This window comes from Candidatus Paralachnospira sp. LCP21S3_A2 (genome assembly GCF_052118925.1).
Taxonomy (GTDB): Bacteria; Bacillota; Clostridia; order Lachnospirales; family Lachnospiraceae; genus Lientehia.
In genome coordinates this window covers 1-19,100 of record NZ_JBQKGG010000014.1, presented here as the reverse complement: position 1 = coordinate 19,100, position 19,100 = coordinate 1, and the positions used below count along the sequence as shown (strand labels likewise).

Here is a 19,100-nt window from a genome sequence, read left to right as displayed (position 1 = left end):
AAATAGAGGAGAAGATTATGGCTGTTGTAAAACCATTTCTATGTGTCCGGCCTGATCCGTCTGTGGCCGCCCGTGTGGCGGCCCTTCCTTACGATGTATATAATCGGGCGGAGGCAAAGGCGGAGGTGGAGCGGGAACCGCTTTCCTTTTTGCGGGTAGACCGGGCGGAGACACAGTTTCCGGATTCGGTGGACACTTATGCAGACTGTGTTTATGAAAAGGCAAAGGAGCTTCTGGACGGTATGCGTGCTGACGGCACCATGATCACCTCGGAAAAGCCCTGCTATTATATTTATGAGCTGACTATGGACGGGCGTGCCCAGACCGGAATTGTGGCCTGCTCTGCGGTGGATGATTATCTGGACGGCACGATCCGTCGTCATGAAAATACAAGAGCCGAGAAGGAGGCAGACCGGATCCGCCATGTGGATACCTGTGATGCCCAGACCGGGCCGATCTTTCTGTCCTACCGTTCCAGGGAGGATATCAATGCAGTTGTAGACGCCGTGAAGAAAAATGCTCCGGTCTATGACTTTATTTCTCCCGACGGAATTCGTCACGCGGCATGGGAAATCGCCGATGATGCGCAGGTGGAAGCGCTGGAGCGCGGATTCGCGCAGGTTCCCAATACCTATATTGCCGACGGACATCACCGTGCCGCATCTGCCGTAAAGGTCGGATTAAAGCGGCGGGAGGCCAATCCTGGCTATACCGGCGGGGAACCCTGGAATTTCTTTTTGTCTGTGCTTTTCCCCGATGATCAGCTGATGATCATGGACTACAACCGCGTGGTAAAGGATCTGAACGGACTGACGGAAGCGCAGTTTATGGAGAAGGTAAAAGAAGGATTTATCGTGGAGGCTGCCGGAACCGAGGCGGTGCGTCCGGAGAAGAAGGGACAGTTCGGTATGTATCTGGACGGCTGCTGGTATCGCCTGACAACGAAGCAGGCGCCTGCAGGCGATCCGGTGACAGATCTTGATGTTTCTGTCCTTCAGGATACCCTGCTCCATCCGGTTCTCGGGATCCAGGATCCCAAGACCGACAAGCGGATCGACTTCATCGGCGGAATCCGCGGCCTCAGCGAGCTGGAACGGCGCTGCCATACCGATATGAAGGTGGCGTTTTCCATGTATCCAACCTCTATGGAGGAGCTGTTCCAGGTAGCGGATGAAGGCAAGCTCATGCCGCCCAAATCCACCTGGTTCGAACCGAAGCTGCGGAGCGGTCTGTTTATTCACCGGCTGTAAGCATGCGGCATATATAAGTACGGATTATTTTCCCCGCCTGGTCCATCCAGTCCTGTGCGCGGCACATACTTGAGTTGCCGCTATCAGTCCTGGAAAGTGGACTGCGGCGGGGAATTTTGCGCGCGAAATATGGTTGTCCGCATGGCTACCAGTCCTGTGTGCGGTGGATATTTGAGCTGAGAAGCTGTAGGCCCGCTTGGACCACCCAGTCCTTGGAAGTGGAATGCGGCGGGGAATATAGGGATTCAGATAATATGCGGTATGAATGTTTATGGTGGGAAACTAAGAGAATTTTGCCCAATATAGGAAAGAGAAGTATAGCCTATGAGCTAAAAACTTTATTTCGTGAGGAAAGGGTACTGCGATAAAGGCTATATATTTTGAATCATATTCCAGAACAGCTAAGATATAGAGCAGAAAGCAGGCCGCGCCGAAGGAAGTGTACGAGGCTTCCGTCGGGAAGTTCCATGCTAGCAGCCGTCACAGAGCGCGTTGTCTGAGCCCGGAGGGCGAGTTCGCAGGCGAATGACGGCGAATCAGCGCATGGAATTTCACAGGAAACGCAGCTTGAACTTCCGGAGGCGTTGTCTGCTTTCGTAATATATCCCACCCCTCCTCCCTCAGAGCTGCATTTCGCGGACGTTTCAGGAAAAGCCAGGCGGAGTGCGGCAGGAAAAATTTTGCATAGGAGGTCTCACTGCCCGCATATGACAGAGGCGACTTTGATTGGAGCCGGGTGGCATGTGCGGGTGAGACCTCCTTGGGCGGAGACTTTATATGCCGCACCCGCCGTGCATTTATATTCTAAACACGAGAAAGGAGTCTCCAGTTTGAAGGAACAATGGATGTTATACACGAAGAAGGCCGATTTTAAGGCCATTGCTTCCCGCTTCGGGATCGATCAGGTGACGGCGCGGATCATGCAGAACCGCGGCGTGGAGGGCGACGGGGCAATCCGGGAATATCTTCACGGGACGCTGGCGGACTGTCCGTCGCCATTTTTGATGAAGGATATGGAAAAGACGGTGGAGATCCTGAATAAGAAGATCCGGGATGGAAAGCGGATCCGCGTCATCGGCGACTATGATATTGATGGCGTGTGTGCCACATATATTCTGATAAAAGCCCTGAAACGGCTGGGAGCCGATGTGGATTATGACATTCCCGATCGGATCCTGGACGGCTATGGACTGAACATCCATCTGATCGAGCTGGCGGCGGAGGCCGGTGTGGATACTCTGCTGACCTGTGACAACGGAATCTCGGCGTCAGAGCAGATCCGTTATGCAAAGGAGCGGGGCATGACGGTTCTGGTGACGGATCACCATGAGGTACCCTTTGAAAAGACAGGAGAAGAAAAGCGTGAGATTCTTCCTCCGGCGGATGCAGTGGTAAATCCCCACCAGGCGGGCTGCAGCTATCCCTTCGAGGGGCTGTGCGGAGCGGCAGTGGCATATAAGCTGGCGGAAGCATTGTACGAGACAGCGGATATTCCGAAGAGTGAGCTGTCCCCGTTTGTGGAGGCAGCAGGACTGGCAACAGTCGGCGATGTGATGGTGCTTCAGGGGGAGAACCGGATCCTTGTAAAGGAAAGCCTGAAGCGGATGGCGCATACGCAGATCCCGGGGCTGGAGGCCCTGATCCGCATAAACGGACTGGAGCCGGGAAGTCTCAACAGCTACCACTTCGGTTTTGTGATCGGCCCCTGTCTCAATGCCGGCGGTCGTCTGGATACGGCAAAGAAATCCCTGGCGCTGTTTCTGACGGAGGATACGGCAGAGGCAGACCGCCTGGCGGCGGAGCTGAAGGAGCTGAATGACCGGCGCAAGGACATGACCGAGGAAAATGTAGAGGCGGCGGTGGCCTATCTGGAAGAAAACGGCAGAGAGAAGGATCTGGTTTATGTGATCTATCTGCCGCAGTGCCATGAAAGTCTGGCAGGAATCGTGGCGGGGCGGATCCGCGAGCGCTATCATCACCCGGTCTATGTGGTGACAAAGGGAGAGCACGGGCTGAAGGGATCGGGCCGCAGCATTCCGGCCTACAGCATGTATGAGCATCTCGTTCCCTGCGGCGGGCTTCTTTCCAGCTTTGGCGGCCATCCCATGGCAGCAGGCCTGTCGCTTCCGGAGGAAAATCTGGAGCTGTTTCGGGAACAGCTGAACCGGGAAAGCGGACTTTCGGATCAGGATTTCACGAAGCAGGTCTGGATCGATGTGCCCATGCCGGTGTCCTATGTGACGGAGGCACTTATCGAGGAGCTTCATCTGCTGGAGCCCTTTGGAACAGGGAATGAAAAGCCGTGCTTTGCCCAGAAGGGACTGACGATCCGGAAGAAATATATAATAGGAAGAAACAGAAACGTTCTGAAGTTTCTTCTGGCGGATGAGACTGGCAGAACGGCTGATGCGATCCTGTTTTCCGGGGTGGAGGAGGCCGATCGGGAGATGGAAACCGGCGGACATATTTCAGTGACCTATTATCCGTCGGTCAATGAATATATGGGAAAGAGGAGCCTCCAGATGGTGGTGACCGGCTGGAAAGTGGAAGCCTGATAACGATTTTAACGAGTTTATTATATACAAACGCTTGCTTATATGGGCGGCCGAGACTATAATAAGAGGGGATTGACGGCCGGAGAGAAGGCGCATTGTTCCGAAAAACAAGGCTTTCGGCGGCAGTGAAAATTTCCAAGGAAAAGAAACGGAGGAAGAAGCTGTGAAAAAAATAGAAGAGTATGTAAGAAGTATCCCGGATTTTCCGGAGCCGGGAATTATTTTCCGCGATGTGACTTCGATCCTGCAGGACGCAGACGGACTGCACCTTGCCATCGATCTGCTCCAGGATACCTTAAAGGATGTGGATTTTGATGTGGTAGTCGGACCGGAATCCAGAGGTTTTATCTTTGGTGTGCCGATTGCCTATAATATGCATAAGTCCTTTGTGCCGGTTCGGAAAAAGGGAAAGCTTCCCTGCGAGACCATTGAAGAGAAATATGATCTGGAATATGGCAGTGCAGTGATCGAGATGCATAAGGATGCCATCAAGCCTGGTCAGAAGGTTGTCATTGTCGATGACCTGATCGCAACCGGCGGAACCACCGAGGCAATCATCCGTCTGGTGGAGAGACTCGGCGGCGAGGTTATGAAGATCAGCTTTGTCATGGAGCTGGCAGGTCTCAAGGGTCGGGAGAAACTGAAGAATTATGATGTGGCCAGCGTAATCTGCTACGAAGGAAAATAAATCATACGGAGAAATGTTATGGAACAGACAATCAAAACTCCGAAAAAGAAGCATGGCCTGACGACAACACGTATCATTGCGCTCGGCTTTGCATGTGCGATCCTGGCAGGAGGCCTGATCCTCATGCTGCCGGTTTCCTCGGCGGACGGGAGCTGGACAAAGCCGATTGATGCGCTGTTCACGGCAACGACCAGTATTTGTGTGACCGGACTTGTTACGGTGACAACGGCAGTTCACTGGAGCTTCTTCGGCCAGCTGGTGATCATGATCCTGGCACAGCTGGGCGGTCTCGGTGTCATCACGGCAGCCATGTGCATTATGCTTCTTCTGCGGAAGAAAATCACGCTGAAGGATCGTATGCTGATTCAGGAAACGTATAATATGGACACTTTAAGCGGGCTGGTCCGGCTGGTTATTAAGATCGTCAAGGGAACCTTTCTGGTAGAGGGGGTCGGTGCGTTACTATACTGCTTCGTCCTGATCCCGGAGTTCGGCTTCTGGCCGGGACTGTGGAAGTCGGTGTTCAATGCGGTTTCCGCGTTCTGTAATGCCGGAATGGATGTGATCGGCAGCGACAGCCTCCGTGCCTATGCGGGAAATCCGCTGATGAATATCACAACCATGATGCTTATCGTCCTTGGAGGCCTTGGCTTTGTAGTATGGTGGAACATCATCGATGCATGGAGAGAGCGGAAGAAGCATGGTCATATGCGTCATCTTCTGACGCTTCATACAAAGCTGGTTCTGATCATGACCGGAGGACTGATTTTCGGAGGTGCACTGTGCTTCTTCCTGTTTGAATATCATAATCCGGACACCATTGGAAACATGAGCCTGGGAAATAAGATCATGAATTCCCTGTTCCAGTCGGTAACAACGAGGACCGCCGGATTTGAGACGATTCCGCAGGCATCCATGACGAGTGGTTCTACGCTGCTGATGATCATCTTAATGATCATCGGCGGATCCCCTGCCGGAACCGCCGGCGGCATCAAGACTACTACGGTCGGAATCCTGCTCCTCATTATGCTTTCCACGATCCGTGGCAAAAAGGATACGGAGTTCATGGGACGGAAGATTTCAGATGATGCGGGACGGACGGCCTTGACGGTGACGGGACTTGCCATGCTGGTAATGCTGACAGCCTGCATAATTCTCTTTGCAACGGATGGCCTGGGGTTTGTCGATACACTGTATGAGGTGGCATCGGCCATGGGAACTGTGGGACTGACCAGAGGAATCACCCAGGGATTGAGCACCGTTGGTAAGGCTGCATTGATCGTCGTTATGTATATCGGCAGGATCGGACCTGTAACGATGGGACTGGCTCTTGCCATGAGGCGGAGAGGACAGGAACAGAACCGGACGCTGCCGGAGGAACGAATTCTCATTGGATAGAAACAAAAATATAAAATAAGAAACAGAATAGTTTCTTTTAGGAGATCATATGTCGAAGAAAGAATTTGCAGTCTTCGGACTGGGTGAATTTGGAAGCAGTATTGCCATGGCACTGGAGGATAATGGCTGCCAGGTTCTGGCGATTGACCGGAATGAAACGAGAGTTCAGGAGGTATCGGCCTATGTAACTCATGCCGCCTGTGGAAACGTGGCGGATCAGGCGCTTGTAAAATCTCTTGGCGTTCAGAATATGGATGGTGTTGTCATCGGGATCGGTGAGGACATGGAGTCCAGCATTATGGCGACCATCTGCGCCAAGGAGTGCGGCGTTCCTTTTGTGCTGGCGAAGGCCAACAGCGATATCCATGCCACCGTATTAAAAAAGCTGGGGGCGGATCAGGTCATCTTTCCGGAGAAGGCCATGGGTGTGCGTCTGGGACGGAACCTGGCCTCCGGAAACTTTATCGATACCATTGAGCTTTCCAAAAAGTTCAGCATGGTGGAGATTGCCACACCGAAAAAGTGGATCGGAAAGAGTATTCGGGAGCTGAACCTCAGAAGCTGCGGGATCAATGTGATCGCACGAAAAGGTGACGGAGATAAGGATAAAGAAGAAATGGTACTTATCGTGGATCCGGATCGGATCATTGAGGGCAATGAAAACTATATCATTATCGGAAATAATAAGGATCTGGAACGGGAGCTTCTTTAAGAGGCTCCCCTTTTTGGAGGAAACAGTATGAGGATTGACAGTGCAAAAAGCGCGCAGGTGAAGCATGTGGCGGCTCTGCAGAAAAAAGCAAGGACCAGACGGGAAGAGGGATGCTTTGTGGTCGAAGGGATCCGTATGGTGGCGGAGGCACCGGCTGACCGGCTGGAGGCCGTCTATGCGTCGGATTCGTTCTTGAGTGCCGGCGGCGCGGAGAAGCTCTCCGGGATTTCCTATATCGAGGTATCGGACACGGCCTTTAAGGCCATGGCAGAAACTCAGACCCCCCAGGGTGTTCTGGCGGTGGTACGCATGAAGCCGTGGGAGGAACAGGAAATTTATGAAAATCCCAATGCCCTGCTGGTGATCCTTGAAAATCTTCAGGATCCGGGCAATCTGGGGACAATCCTGCGGGCGGGAGAGGGCGCAGGCGTGACCGGTGTGATCATGAGCCGGGAGACGGTTGACATTTATAATCCGAAGGTGATCCGTTCGACAATGGGCTCCATTTACCGGGTGCCGTTTCTGATCGCTGAGGATCTTTCAGCGGCCATGGAGCAATGTCATGCCAGCGGAATCCGTACCTGTGCGGCACATCTTGACGGTACTATGGAGTATGACCGGGCCGATTACCGGGAGAAGAGTGCATTTCTCATCGGAAATGAGGCTGCGGGATTGAGCGATAAGCTGTCGGGACAGGCAGATACGCTGGTGAAGATTCCCATGATGGGGCAGGTGGAATCGCTGAATGCGGCGGTGGCTGCTTCGGTGCTTCTTTATGAGGCGGCAAGGCAGCGACGGAATGCTGTAATTTGACGAAAAAAGAGGGAAAATACAACTAAAATTCGACAATATGACGAATGAACCGTCCCGATCCGTGAGCCACAAGATTCTGTGGAACCGACCGGGGCGGTTGTCTATATGTGGTATATCCGGCAGGAAAAATGTAACAAAAATTTTACGTTTTTTAAGCAAAATAAAAGATCGAAAAATGGATAAAAAGAGAAATGGAAGCATAGTGGTAGAGCATAGCACAAAAATAACTGGAAAATGGCCTGAAGTGGGAAAGTGTTGACAAAAGTGAAAGATGGTGCTATGATGTCTGCGTAACAAAGTTGTAACATTTTACATCTTGCCTTAACAAACAGGGCAGATTGAAAGGTTACAGCAATGCAGCAAGGAGGTATACAATGCGAAGAAAGAAAAGCATCGCTTCATGCTTTGCCATCGGTGCATTGCTTTGTACTCTGACTTCGTCCGGGATTCCCGTGTACGCTGCTTCGGCAAACGCTCTGACTGTGGCGGAAGCAGGTAAGGCATCTTTGACAGAGGTCCAAGACATCAGAAACGCCTCAGAACAGAACATAAGAGAAATTGTTAAAGCAGCAATAAAGAGTACAGAGCAGGGAGATCAGCAGGAGCCGCTTGGAACGGCCATCGTGCGGATCGCCGGAGCATCTGTGAAAAGCGGTGCCGCAGATTATGAAACAGCAGCGGCGCGGAGCGAACAGTCTGTACAGACTGCCGTACAGTCGGAAAGCCAGCCGGAGACGGCGGTGGAATCGGCAGCACAGGTACAGGAACAGCCCGAGACGGCGGAGAGCACCATCGCCCCGGAGCTGGAGGGTAAGGTGATCACAACGGTGGATACCTACCTGAATATCAGACAGGAACCCGCTCAGGACAGTGAAGTGGTCGGACGCCTTTACGAAGGCAGTGCCGGAACGGTGCTGGAAACTGCAGACGGGTGGACAAAGATTTCCTCCGGAGACGTGGAGGGCTGGGTACATAACGATTATGTCGTATCCGGTGCAGACGCACAGAGCTATGCCGAGCAGACCTTAAAGCAGGTGGCCGTGGTACAGGAAGACGGAATCCGTGTAAGAGCGGGAGCATCCATCGATTCTACCTGGGTCGGTGTAGTAAATTCCGGAGAATCCTATGTGATCGTTCCGGAAGAAACGGCAGAGCCGGAAAGCAGTGAGGCAGCTCCGGCAGAAACCGAAAGCCAGACTGCGGAGGAAACGGAAACCGCAGCAGAGACGGCTGTTGTGACGGAAGCGGAGACACAGGCTGTTTCCACAGAAGCCGCAGAAACCGAAAGCACACAGGCTGCTGCAGAGACGGCAGAGAGCCAGAGCGAACCCACAGAAGCGGAGACTGAGGCAGAACCGCTGAACTGGGTAAAGATCGAATACGAAGACGGCGAAGAGGGGTATGTGTGTGCAGATTATGTGACCGCAGAATTCTCCCTCGGAGCAGCAAAGAGCATGGAAGCAATCAGGGCAGAGGAACAGGCGGCTGCTGAAAAAGCAGCAGCTGAAAAGAAAGCGTCTCAGAAGGCTTCGGCAGCATCCTCATCTTCTTCCGAAACATCCGGTGCAGCCGCAGCAGGCGAGTCGGGCTGGGTATCTCTCGGAGAGTTTAAAATCACCGCATACTGCGGCGGCGTGTGCTGCAACGGCAAGTGGGCAGGAACCACAGCCTCCGGAGCAGTTCCCAGTGAGGGAAGAACGATAGCAGTTGCGCCCTGGATCATTCCTTACGGAACTCAGGTAAAAATCGCCGGAATGGACGGCGTGTTTGTTGCAGAGGACACCGGTGGATTCGCAAACAAGAATCCTTACCAGATTGATCTGTTTGTGGCAGACCACGGCTCAGCAGGAAGCTGGGGCGTTCGTTACCGCGAGGTATGGGTAAAACGATAAGCGCAGAGCGCATTCAGATAAAATTCATATAGATTTCAAAGGGCCCGCCATCGGCGGGCTCTTTTCATATTCGCGGCTTGTAATCCCACCTGAAATGGAGTATAATAATGCAAATACAGGCTTTTGCAGGTCTTTGGAAGGGAGCGTGTGCCATGGAAGCTGTATACTGGCTGATTGCCATTATCCTCCTGCTGGTCATCGAAGCAATGACCATGGGACTGACAACGATCTGGTTTGCGGGCGGCGCAGTGATCGCGTTTATTGCCTGTCTGGCCGGTGCGGATCCTGTGATCCAGGGAGTCCTGTTCCTGGTGGTATCGCTGGTGCTTCTGGTATTTACCAGACCCTTTGCGAAGCGATATATCAACCGCGGGACCATAAAGACCAATGTAAACGGAATCATCGGAAAAGAGGCACGGGTGACGAAGAAGATCGACAACCGTGAAGAAACCGGAGAGGCGGTTCTGAATGGCCAGTACTGGACAGCAAGAGCGGCTGATGAAAAGGAGATCCTGGAGCCGGGGGAAATGGTATATGTCAAGGCTGTCCGCGGCGTAAAGCTGATCGTGGAACGAAAAGAAACGGAAGTGTAAAAACGGAGGTAGAATGATGAGAGGGAGTTTTCTGATTGCAGCTGTATCGGTAGGCCCGCTGGTGGCACTGGCGGTTCTGCTGGTGATTATTTTATGGATCCTGGCATCCTGTATCAAGATCGTGCCCCAGGCGAAGGCGGTAGTGCTGGAGCGTCTCGGCGGATACCGAACAACCTGGTCGGTGGGACTTCATGTGAAAGCGCCGTTCATTGACCGCGTAGCCAAGCGTGTAAACTTAAAAGAGCAGGTCATTGATTTTAAGCCTCAGCCCGTGATCACAAAGGATAACGTAACCATGCAGATCGACACGGTTGTGTTCTTCCAGATCACCGATCCGAAGCTGTATGCTTACGGCGTGGAAAATCCGCTGATGGCCATTGAAAACCTGACGGCAACGACTCTGAGAAATATTATCGGCGACCTGGAGCTGGATCAGACCCTGACCTCCAGAGAGCTGATCAACACAAAAATGCGTACCCAGCTTGATGTGGCGACCGACCCCTGGGGAATCAAGGTCAACCGCGTGGAGCTGAAGAATATCATCCCGCCCAGAGAAATCCAGGATTCCATGGAGAAGCAGATGAAAGCGGAGCGTGAGCGCCGTGAGAAGATCCTCCAGGCAGAGGGTGAGAAGAAGTCCACAGTGCTTGTGGCAGAAGGTAAAAAGGAATCGGCGATCCTTGATGCGGAGGCGGAAAAGCAGGCAGCGATCCTGCGGGCGGAAGCAAAGAAAGAGGCCACGATCCGCGAGGCAGAAGGTCAGGCACAGGCCATTCTGAAGGTACAGGAGGCTACGGCAGCCGGCATCCGGCTGATCAAGGAGGCAGGTGCAGATAACGCTGTGCTCCAGTTAAAGAGCCTGGAGGCGTTTGCCAAGGCAGCAGACGGACAGGCGACCAAGATTATCATTCCCTCGGATATCCAGGGAATTGCAGGCGGGATCAAGAGCCTGGTGGAAGTAGCAAAGGACTGACAAACGGAGGACAAAAGAAATGGAGATCATGAAGAGCCTGAAGGGTCGGAATTTTCTGACGCTGAAGGATTTCACACCGGAGGAGATCCAGAACTTTTTGGATCTGGCGGCAGATTTAAAGGCAAAGAAGAAGCAGGGCATTACCGGAACCAGCTTAAAGGGAAAGAACATTGCCCTGATCTTTGAAAAGCCGTCCACAAGAACCCGGTGTGCATTTACCGTAGGAGCTAATGATGAGGGCGGATTTCCCACTTATCTTGGCAAGGGTGAGATTCAGCTTGGAAAGAAAGAAAGCGTGGAGGATACGGCCCGCGTTCTGGGAAGAATGTTCGATGCCATCGAGTTCCGCGGCTTCAAGCATGAGCATGTGGAAGCACTGGCGAAGTTTTCAGGAGTTCCCGTATGGAACGGACTGACTGATGATTATCATCCTACCCAGATCCTGGCAGACTTCCTGACCATGGAAGAAAACTTCGGACACCTGAAGGGTCTGAACTTTGTATTCATCGGCGACGGACGGAATAACATGTCTAACAGCCTGATGGTGGGCTGCGGAAAGATGGGTGTCAACTGTACCATTATCGCTCCCAGGTCCTTGTGGCCGGAGGAGGAGCTGGTGGAGACCTGCCGCGGATACGCGAAGGAGGCAGGAAGCACTCTGACTATCACCGATGATCCAGGTGCAGTGGCCGGTGCAGATGCCATCTACACCGATGTATGGTGCTCCATGGGTGAGGAGGATAAGGCAGCAGAGCGTATGGCACTGTTAAAGCCTTATCAGGTAAACAAAGAACTGATGGAAAAAACCGGAAAAGACAGCACGATCTTTATGCACTGCCTGCCGGCAGTGAAGGGCAACGAGGTGACCGAGGAGGTCTTCGAGTCCGAAAAATCGGTGGTCTTTGACGAAGCAGAAAACCGTATGCATACCATCAAAGCTGTGATGGTGGCTACGCTGGGAGAATAAGGCTTCATGTACCTGAACAGGACAAAAAAGAATCCATATACAAAGCAGACGGTGTTTGATATCCTGTCCGCTGCCGCAGGTCTGGCCGTGATCGTTGTGGGAGTGTTCTCCTTTCTGGATCCGGACCGGAACGCCTGGCTGTTCCCTGTCGTATTTCTTCTGGCAGCGGTGTTCCAGACACTGCTAGCCATTCCGAGAGTCTCCGGCGGCTATGGAAACTTCGGACGGAAGAACGGACGGCAGAAGGCGGCGGGAATCGCGCTGTTTATCGCGGCAGGGCTGTTTGTGATCCTGGCGGCGGTAAGCGCGGTCTGCCTCTGGAGGTAACGATTGAAAGCAGAAATATTACAGGTGCTGCGGGAGACAGACGGATTTGTCTCCGGGCAGAATATCTGCCGGAAACTGGCAGTGACAAGAACGGCGGTCTGGAAAGCAATCGGACAGCTCCGGGAAGAAGGCTATGTGATCGAGGCGGTGCCCAATAAAGGGTACCGCCTGAAATCCTCTCCGGATTCCATTTCGGCGGCTGAGATCGGTTCCAGGCTGACAACACGGTGGGCAGGACTTCCGACCGTGTTTTTAAAGAAGATCGATTCAACGAACAACGAGGCCAAACGCCGCGCGGAGAAAGGCGCAGTTCATGGTTCCTTATTTGTGGCTGAGGAGCAGGACGCAGGAAAGGGGAGGCGCGGAAGAAGCTGGGAGTCCCCGGTGGGAAGCGCGATTGCCATGTCGCTGTTATTAAAACCCTGGTTTTCACCGGGAAGTGCATCCATGCTGACTCTGGTGGCGGCCATGGCGGTGGCTGACGGAATCCGTTCGGTGACCGGACTGGAAACCGGGATCAAGTGGCCCAATGATATTGTGGTAAACGGAAAAAAGGTCTGCGGGATCCTGACGGAGATGAGCGCCGAAATGGACTGCATCAATTATGTGGTCATCGGGATCGGGATCAATGTCAATGTTACCGAATTTCCGGAGGAGATCAGGGACCGGGCGACGTCCATTCTTCTCGAGACTGGAGAGCAGGTCTGCCGTGCCGAGATTATTGCACAGATTTTAAGTGCCTTTGAGCGTTATTATGAGCTGTTCCTGGAAACGGAGGATCTGACCTTGCTGAAGCAGGTTTATGAAGAACGTTTGGTGAACCTCGGAAAGCCGGTCTGTGTGCTGGATCCCAAGGGTGAATGGAAGGGTGAGGCCCGGGGCATTGATGAAAAAGGGCGGCTCCTTGTGAAGGCAGAAACAGACGGCGAGGTGCAGGCGGTCGAATCCGGTGAGGTATCGGTCCGCGGCGTATACGGGTATGTATGATGAATGAAAAAACAGTGCTCTGCGGAGCAAATTCCTATACACAGAAATATTATTTTAATGAGGAGTTTTCCAAACTCCCCGATTCCATCAAGCAGGAACTGAAAATCCTCTGCGTGCTGTATGTCGAGGATGTCGGCGGGATCCTGACGCTGGAGTTCGATGAGAACGGAAATCTGGAACTGCGGGTGGAGAGCGATGAGGGCGATTACCTGTTCGATGAGATCGGAAGCGTCCTGAAGATCAAGGAGATCCAGCGGGAAAAAGAGGAGCTTCTCGAATCGCTGGAGCTGTTCTACAAAACGTTCTATCTGGAGTAAACGAATGAACAAAATGAAAAAGCTGGTCATCGGTAATGTGACACTGGACACGCCGGTGATTCTTGCACCGATGGCAGGCGTAACAGACCTGCCATTTCGTGTCATCTGTGCGGAACAGGGGTGCGGCATGGTCTGCACGGAAATGGTAAGCGCAAAGGCAGTGTTTTATAAAAATAAGAATACGGCGCCTCTGTTAAAGACTGATCCGAGGGAACGGCCGGTTTCTCTCCAGCTATTCGGATCGGAGCCGGAGCTTCTCGCACGGATCGCAGCGGAGCTGGAGCCGGGGCCGTATGATATTCTGGACTTTAATATGGGCTGTCCGGTGCCCAAGGTGGTCAACAACGGTGAAGGCTCGGCGCTTATGAAAAATCCGAAGCTGGCCGGTGAAATTCTGCGGGCTATGGTTCATGCCGTGAAAAAGCCGGTAACGGTGAAGCTGCGTCGGGGTTTCGATGAGGAACATGTCAATGCAGTGGAGCTGGCAAAGATTGCCGAGGATGCCGGAGTGGCAGCCATTGCTGTCCATGGGAGAACCAGAGAGCAGTATTATTCCGGCAAAGCCGACTGGGGGATTATCCGTGCGGTAAAAGAGGCCGTCTCCATTCCGGTAATCGGAAACGGAGATATTTTCACGGCGGCGGATGCGGTACAGATGTTTGAAGAAACCGGCTGTGATGGTGTCATGGCAGCCCGCGGTGCCAAGGGAAATCCCTGGCTGTTTCGTGATATCCGGGCTGCGTTAGAGGAACGGCCGGTGCCGAAGCGCCCCGGAATTTCAGAGATCCGGGAAATGATCTTGCGTCATGCACGCATGGAAGTGGAATTCAAGGGGGAGAATATTGCCATGCGGGAAATGCGCAAGCAGGTGGCCTGGTATACGGCAGGCTGTCCCCATTCCTCGTCCCTACGTGAAGCTGTCAACCACGTAACGGCTTATCGGGAACTGGAAGAACTGTTATACAGCCGGCTGACAGAGCAAGTATAAATTCGCGGATCCACTGCCCAGGCCAGACAGAGGCAACTAGAGTATGTGCCGGTTGGCTGGCCTGGGTGGAGCCGCGAAGATCGGTTTTGCCGGGCCGGCGTAAAGCAGAATCCGGAAAGCCGTTGACAAGGACTTGTCTTTAGGATATAATACGGTGAATGTGGGGGCGTCTGCGCGCCCCTTGTAGCAGTGTATCAAAAGGGAGAGATCCCGGAGCGATATAGAAGATTTTTAGAAGGGAAAAACAGGATCATGGCAGATGCAAAAAAGAATATTCTGACCTATGCCGGCCTCAAAAAATATGAAGATGAGCTGGCAGACTTAAAAGTAGTAAAGAGAAGGGAAATTGCTCAGAAGATCAAGGAAGCAAGAGAGCAGGGTGACCTTTCCGAGAATGCCGAGTATGATGCGGCAAAGGACGAACAGCGTGACATCGAGCTGCGTATCGAAGAGCTGGAGAAGCTGTTGAAGAATGCAGAGGTCGTTGTTGAGGATGAGATCGAGCTTGACAAGATCAGTGTCGGCTGTGAAGTAAAGGTATATGATGTGGAATTTGAAGAGGAAATGACCTTTAAGATCGTCGGTTCTACTGAGGCAAACAGCCTGGAGAACCGGATTTCCAACGAGTCTCCTGTAGGAAGAGCCCTGATCGGCAAGCGTGTGGGTGAGACCGTAGTAGTTGAGACCCAGGCAGGTGACATCGAGTATAAGGTTCTTGATATCAAGAGAGTATCATAAAAACCATGCCGTCATGACGGCAGCGTAATATAGAGAGGGAAGAACAGTGGCAGAGCAGAAGAACGTACAGGAACAGGATCTTGGACAGCTTCTGAAGGTGCGCCGGGAGAAACTGGCAGCGCTCCAGGAGGAAGGCAAGGATCCCTTTAAAATCACAAGTTATCATGTAACTCATCACAGCAATGAGATAAAGGAACAGTTTGACAGCCTTGAGGGCAAAGAGGTTTCCGTCGCCGGACGTATGATGTCCAAGCGTGTCATGGGAAAAGCATCGTTCTGTCATGTGCAGGATCTTCCCGGAATGATCCAGGCCTATGTGGCAAGGGACAGCGTGGGTGAAGAGGAATATAAGGCATTCAAGAAGCTGGATATCGGTGACCTGATTGGCGTAAAGGGAACAGTATTCCGCACAAAGACCGGTGAGATTTCGATCCATGCAGAAGAAGTAACGCTTCTGTCCAAGAGTCTCCAGATCCTTCCGGAGAAATTCCACGGCCTGACCAATACCGATCTGCGCTACCGCCAGCGGTATGTGGATCTGATCATGAATCCCGAGGTAAAGGATACCTTTATCAAGCGCTCCAGGATCATCAGCACGATCCGGAAGTTCCTGGATGCACAGGGCTTTATGGAAGTGGAAACGCCCATGCTGGTTTCCAACGCAGGCGGCGCGGCAGCCCGTCCCTTTGAGACCCATTTCAATGCGCTGGACGAGGATCTGAAGCTTCGTATTTCTCTGGAGCTTTATTTAAAGCGTCTGATCGTCGGCGGTCTGGAGCGTGTTTATGAGATTGGCCGTGTATTCCGAAATGAGGGCCTTGATACAAGACACAACCCTGAATTTACCCTGATGGAGTTATATCAGGCCTATACCGATTACCACGGCATGATGGATCTGACCGAGAATATGTACCGTTATGTGGCAAAAGAGGTTCTCGGAACAACCACCATTACCTACAACGGTGTGGAGATGGATCTGGGCAAGCCCTTTGCCCGCATGACCATGCTGGAAGCCGTTAAGAAATATTCCGGCGTGGATTTTGACGAGATCCATACCTTAGAGGAAGCAAGAAAGGCTGCAGATGAGCATCATGTAGCTTATGAGGAGCGCCATAAGAAGGGCGATATCCTGAACCTGTTCTTTGAGGAATTTGTTGAGGAGCATCTGATCCAGCCTACCTTTATCATGGATCATCCTGTTGAGATCTCCCCTCTGACAAAGAGAAAGCCTGACAAGCCGGATTATGTAGAGCGTTTTGAGTTCTTTATGAACGGCTGGGAAATGGCGAATGCCTACTCAGAGTTAAATGACCCCATCGACCAGCGTGCCCGCTTTGCCGCACAAGAAGAGCAGTTCGCTCAGGGCGACGAGGAAGCAAACCATACAGATGAGGATTTCTTAAACGCTCTGGAGATCGGTATGCCTCCGACCGGCGGCATCGGCTACGGCATCGACCGTATGTGCATGCTGCTGACTGATTCGGCTGCCATCCGAGACGTTCTGCTGTTCCCGACAATGAAGTCCTTAGATGGTGTAAATAAGAAAAATGATGTAAATAATACAGCTTCTGAAGCACCTGAAAAAAATGTAAAAACTGAGTCTGAAAAGATTGATTTTTCTAAGGTAAAGGTAGAGCCTTTATTTGAGGAATTTGTTGATTTTGATACATTCAGCAAGTCAGATTTCCGTGCAGTAAAGGTTAAAGAGTGTGTTGCAGTACCGAAGTCAAAGAAACTGTTACAGTTTACTCTTGATGACGGAACAGGCACAGACAGAACCATTTTAAGCGGTATTCATAGCTTTTATGAGCCGGAAGAACTGGTTGGAAAGACGCTTATCGCTATCACAAATCTTCCACCGAGAGCGATGATGGGCATTGACTCTTGCGGTATGCTCCTCAGTGCTATTCATGAAGAAGAAGGCGAAGAAAAGCTTCATCTTCTGATGGTTGATGACCACATTCCAGCAGGTGCAAAGCTCTATTAAGATGTAACTATATGAAAGTCAGTTACTCCGTGCCTATGGCACTCCCGTAACTGCCAACTGCATTCGTAATCCGGGCGATTGCCCTACTTACTCATACAGTTTAGCCTGACCGATATCCATGAATTCGTTCATGCAAGCATGACTCATTCATGGCTGCCGTTCAGGACTTTCATAGTAAATAGACGGGACGTACTTCATTTGATAAAAAACTAAAAAAACAGCGATTTACATCAAACTTACATCAATTGATGCAGAAATCGGTGCAAGCAAGAAAAAATCGCATAATTAGTGCATTGAGTGGGCAATTCCAATCGGAGTTGCCCATTTTTAAAACAAACAGAAATACAAATCAGAGTTTGTGATGGTAGATAATATGGAATGGTTTAATGTTTTTGGGCTGATTTTTATTGCAGTCATTATGATACCCAATGTTGTATTTGCGATTAAGTGCAAAGATGGATTTGATAATAAGTGGAACAATAAATATGTTGAAGTCACAGAACAAGTAGGGAGATTGGGTTGTTTCGGATTCATGATAATCAATATTCCGGGAACTTGGTTCGGGTGGTGGTCTGACGAAGCATTTGCACTATATCTGATTGTAGATACCATATTGGTAATGCTTTATTGTGCTATTTGGATTATATGTTTTAAGAAAAACAGCGTTTTCAGAGCATTAGCACTTTCTATTATTCCTTCAATGTTGTTCTTATTTAGTGGGATTATGAGTAGGTCAGTGCTATTGATTATTGCATCAGTATTATTTGCACCAAGTCATATTGTGATTTCATATAAAAATGTAAAATGATATTTACAAATTCAAGTTTGTTAAATTGGAAAATTAGAATTTGTGAGGGTAATTATGATAAATTTTTTGAATGATATAAGGAATGCAGAAAATCCAATATCCAATAATAGAAAACTTATAAATACCATAGCGATATTGTTTCTCGGAATAGCTTTGGGAACTTTCTCAAAATATCTGGATTTTCGTCAAACTGAACTTCCAGGTGTGCTTATGGCAATAAATGGAGTCTTAGATATTGGTAATTTTCTTGGGCGTTTTGCAATCTGGATATTGATTGCACTGTGTATTTCTATTTATAGCAATTCTGCAATAAGAGCAAGCATCAATGTTTTTGTATTCTTTGTTGGTATGGTTGCAAGCTACTATTTGTATTCAAACTATATTGCAGGATTTTTCCCAAGAAGTTATGCGATGATTTGGTTTGGATTTACAGCTGTTTCTCCATTATTGGCTTTTGTCTGTTGGTATGCAAAGGGGAAAAGCAAACTGGCATTTATACTATCAGCGGTGATTTTGGCAGTATTGTTCAATATGTGCTTTGTATATGGATGCTGGTATTTTAATGCAAAATCTGTTTTGGAAGTGATAGTCTTTATTATTGGACTTATTGTTTTGAGGAGAGACACATTGAGGAGTTCTGCGCTAATGGGAACGATTAGTATAGTTCTTGCGGTTTTACTTGATATGGTTATTCCATTTCATTTTGGATAAACAACTTCCAGTTTGCCAACTTGCCCTTTGAGAGAGGAGAAATCCTTTTCTCAAAGGGCTTTTTTGATTTTACGGATATTCGCAAACTACAAGATAAAGCCAAAACTTCATATACTCTAAGCACAAGGAGGCCCCGGTTTGGCTATGAATAACAGTTTAGCAGAAGTACACCCGGAGCTTGTTTCGGAGTGGTCGGAGAAGAACTTATCGCTTACACCTGATGACATTACTTTCGGTTCAAATAAAAAAGTATGGTGGAGAGGTGCTTGCGGTCACGAATGGCAGATGAATATTCTTGTGCGGCAGAGCCGCCTGTCCAGTGTAACGTGAGCCACCTGTCCAGACGGAGTGAGCCACAATAAATATGCGAGTTTACTCGCGTAATGCTTTATCCAA

Annotated in this window: 18 protein-coding genes and 1 pseudogene; all 19 read left to right on the top strand. The window is 50.7% G+C overall.

The window, feature by feature from the left end; genetic code table 11:
• Nucleotides 1-17: 17 nt before the first annotated feature.
• Nucleotides 18-1,250, top strand: coding sequence for a DUF1015 domain-containing protein (locus tag ACTQ3K_RS09910; protein ID WP_441567526.1), 1,233 nt, complete (start codon nt 18-20; stop codon nt 1,248-1,250).
• 845 nt (nt 1,251-2,095) lie between these two features.
• Nucleotides 2,096-3,805, top strand: a complete 1,710-nt coding sequence (recJ, locus tag ACTQ3K_RS09905; RefSeq protein WP_441567602.1) for a single-stranded-DNA-specific exonuclease RecJ — start codon at nt 2,096-2,098, stop codon at nt 3,803-3,805.
• A 163-nt stretch (nt 3,806-3,968) separates the two neighbouring features.
• Nucleotides 3,969-4,493, top strand: coding sequence for an adenine phosphoribosyltransferase (locus tag ACTQ3K_RS09900; protein WP_441567524.1), 525 nt, complete (start codon nt 3,969-3,971; stop codon nt 4,491-4,493).
• An 18-nt stretch (nt 4,494-4,511) separates the two neighbouring features.
• Nucleotides 4,512-5,891 carry a TrkH family potassium uptake protein gene (locus ACTQ3K_RS09895; RefSeq protein WP_441567522.1) on the top strand — a complete coding sequence of 460 codons (1,380 nt, stop codon included), beginning with the start codon at nt 4,512-4,514 and terminating at the stop codon, nt 5,889-5,891.
• A 49-nt stretch (nt 5,892-5,940) separates the two neighbouring features.
• The gene (locus tag ACTQ3K_RS09890) at nt 5,941-6,603 is read left to right on the top strand and encodes a potassium channel family protein (protein WP_441567520.1); all 663 of its coding nucleotides are present in this window, start codon (nt 5,941-5,943) and stop codon (nt 6,601-6,603) included.
• 27 nt (nt 6,604-6,630) lie between these two features.
• Nucleotides 6,631-7,416: a TrmH family RNA methyltransferase gene (locus ACTQ3K_RS09885; RefSeq protein ID WP_441567518.1), complete on the top strand. Its 786-nt coding sequence runs from the start codon at nt 6,631-6,633 to the stop codon at nt 7,414-7,416.
• A gap of 374 nt (nt 7,417-7,790) precedes the next feature.
• Complete coding sequence (locus ACTQ3K_RS09880; protein ID WP_441567516.1) at nt 7,791-9,308, top strand: SH3 domain-containing protein; 1,518 nt, start codon at nt 7,791-7,793, stop codon at nt 9,306-9,308.
• Between the two features lie 152 nt (nt 9,309-9,460).
• Nucleotides 9,461-9,901: an NfeD family protein gene (locus ACTQ3K_RS09875; protein ID WP_441567514.1), complete on the top strand. Its 441-nt coding sequence runs from the start codon at nt 9,461-9,463 to the stop codon at nt 9,899-9,901.
• A gap of 13 nt (nt 9,902-9,914) precedes the next feature.
• Nucleotides 9,915-10,874, top strand: a complete 960-nt coding sequence (locus ACTQ3K_RS09870; protein ID WP_441567512.1) for an SPFH domain-containing protein — start codon at nt 9,915-9,917, stop codon at nt 10,872-10,874.
• Nucleotides 10,875-10,893: 19 nt separating this feature from the next.
• Nucleotides 10,894-11,841, top strand: coding sequence for an ornithine carbamoyltransferase (gene argF, locus ACTQ3K_RS09865; RefSeq protein ID WP_441567510.1), 948 nt, complete (start codon nt 10,894-10,896; stop codon nt 11,839-11,841).
• A gap of 6 nt (nt 11,842-11,847) precedes the next feature.
• Entirely contained in the window at nt 11,848-12,168 is a 321-nt protein-coding gene (locus tag ACTQ3K_RS09860) for a DUF6637 family protein (protein WP_441567508.1), read from the top strand.
• A 3-nt stretch (nt 12,169-12,171) separates the two neighbouring features.
• Complete coding sequence (locus ACTQ3K_RS09855; RefSeq protein WP_441567506.1) at nt 12,172-13,155, top strand: biotin--[acetyl-CoA-carboxylase] ligase; 984 nt, start codon at nt 12,172-12,174, stop codon at nt 13,153-13,155.
• A complete protein-coding gene (locus ACTQ3K_RS09850; protein WP_441567601.1) occupies nt 13,155-13,472 on the top strand; it encodes a DUF6145 family protein in 318 nt (105 codons plus the stop codon). The genes ACTQ3K_RS09855 and ACTQ3K_RS09850 overlap by 1 nt, the downstream gene beginning before the upstream one ends.
• A gap of 4 nt (nt 13,473-13,476) precedes the next feature.
• On the top strand, nt 13,477-14,460 hold the full coding sequence (gene dusB / locus ACTQ3K_RS09845; RefSeq protein WP_441567504.1) for a tRNA dihydrouridine synthase DusB: 984 nt from the start codon (nt 13,477-13,479) through the stop codon (nt 14,458-14,460).
• 252 nt (nt 14,461-14,712) lie between these two features.
• Nucleotides 14,713-15,198, top strand: coding sequence for a transcription elongation factor GreA (gene greA / locus ACTQ3K_RS09840; protein ID WP_441567503.1), 486 nt, complete (start codon nt 14,713-14,715; stop codon nt 15,196-15,198).
• Nucleotides 15,199-15,244: 46 nt separating this feature from the next.
• Nucleotides 15,245-17,185 carry a lysine--tRNA ligase gene (lysS, locus tag ACTQ3K_RS09835; protein WP_441567501.1) on the top strand — a complete coding sequence of 647 codons (1,941 nt, stop codon included), beginning with the start codon at nt 15,245-15,247 and terminating at the stop codon, nt 17,183-17,185.
• Between the two features lie 361 nt (nt 17,186-17,546).
• Complete coding sequence (locus tag ACTQ3K_RS09830; RefSeq protein WP_005330834.1) at nt 17,547-17,993, top strand: hypothetical protein; 447 nt, start codon at nt 17,547-17,549, stop codon at nt 17,991-17,993.
• Between the two features lie 54 nt (nt 17,994-18,047).
• On the top strand, nt 18,048-18,704 hold the full coding sequence (locus ACTQ3K_RS09825; protein ID WP_441567498.1) for a hypothetical protein: 657 nt from the start codon (nt 18,048-18,050) through the stop codon (nt 18,702-18,704).
• Nucleotides 18,705-18,848: 144 nt separating this feature from the next.
• A pseudogene (locus ACTQ3K_RS09820) lies at nt 18,849-19,013 on the top strand (zinc-ribbon domain-containing protein); the annotation flags it as partial.
• Nucleotides 19,014-19,100 lie beyond the last annotated feature (87 nt).

Coding starts and splice junctions, on each gene's coding strand:
- ACTQ3K_RS09860 (WP_441567508.1), top strand. CDS start 11,848: ATGTACCTGAACAGGACAAAAAAGAATCCATATACAAAGCAGACGGTG.
- recJ (WP_441567602.1), top strand. CDS start 2,096: ATGTTATACACGAAGAAGGCCGATTTTAAGGCCATTGCTTCCCGCTTC.
- ACTQ3K_RS09880 (WP_441567516.1), top strand. CDS start 7,791: ATGCGAAGAAAGAAAAGCATCGCTTCATGCTTTGCCATCGGTGCATTG.
- ACTQ3K_RS09830 (WP_005330834.1), top strand. CDS start 17,547: ATGGTAGATAATATGGAATGGTTTAATGTTTTTGGGCTGATTTTTATT.
- ACTQ3K_RS09895 (WP_441567522.1), top strand. CDS start 4,512: ATGGAACAGACAATCAAAACTCCGAAAAAGAAGCATGGCCTGACGACA.
- ACTQ3K_RS09885 (WP_441567518.1), top strand. CDS start 6,631: ATGAGGATTGACAGTGCAAAAAGCGCGCAGGTGAAGCATGTGGCGGCT.
- dusB (WP_441567504.1), top strand. CDS start 13,477: ATGAACAAAATGAAAAAGCTGGTCATCGGTAATGTGACACTGGACACG.
- ACTQ3K_RS09870 (WP_441567512.1), top strand. CDS start 9,915: ATGATGAGAGGGAGTTTTCTGATTGCAGCTGTATCGGTAGGCCCGCTG.
- argF (WP_441567510.1), top strand. CDS start 10,894: ATGGAGATCATGAAGAGCCTGAAGGGTCGGAATTTTCTGACGCTGAAG.
- ACTQ3K_RS09825 (WP_441567498.1), top strand. CDS start 18,048: ATGATAAATTTTTTGAATGATATAAGGAATGCAGAAAATCCAATATCC.
- ACTQ3K_RS09850 (WP_441567601.1), top strand. CDS start 13,155: ATGAATGAAAAAACAGTGCTCTGCGGAGCAAATTCCTATACACAGAAA.
- ACTQ3K_RS09875 (WP_441567514.1), top strand. CDS start 9,461: ATGGAAGCTGTATACTGGCTGATTGCCATTATCCTCCTGCTGGTCATC.
- ACTQ3K_RS09910 (WP_441567526.1), top strand. CDS start 18: ATGGCTGTTGTAAAACCATTTCTATGTGTCCGGCCTGATCCGTCTGTG.
- ACTQ3K_RS09890 (WP_441567520.1), top strand. CDS start 5,941: ATGTCGAAGAAAGAATTTGCAGTCTTCGGACTGGGTGAATTTGGAAGC.
- greA (WP_441567503.1), top strand. CDS start 14,713: ATGGCAGATGCAAAAAAGAATATTCTGACCTATGCCGGCCTCAAAAAA.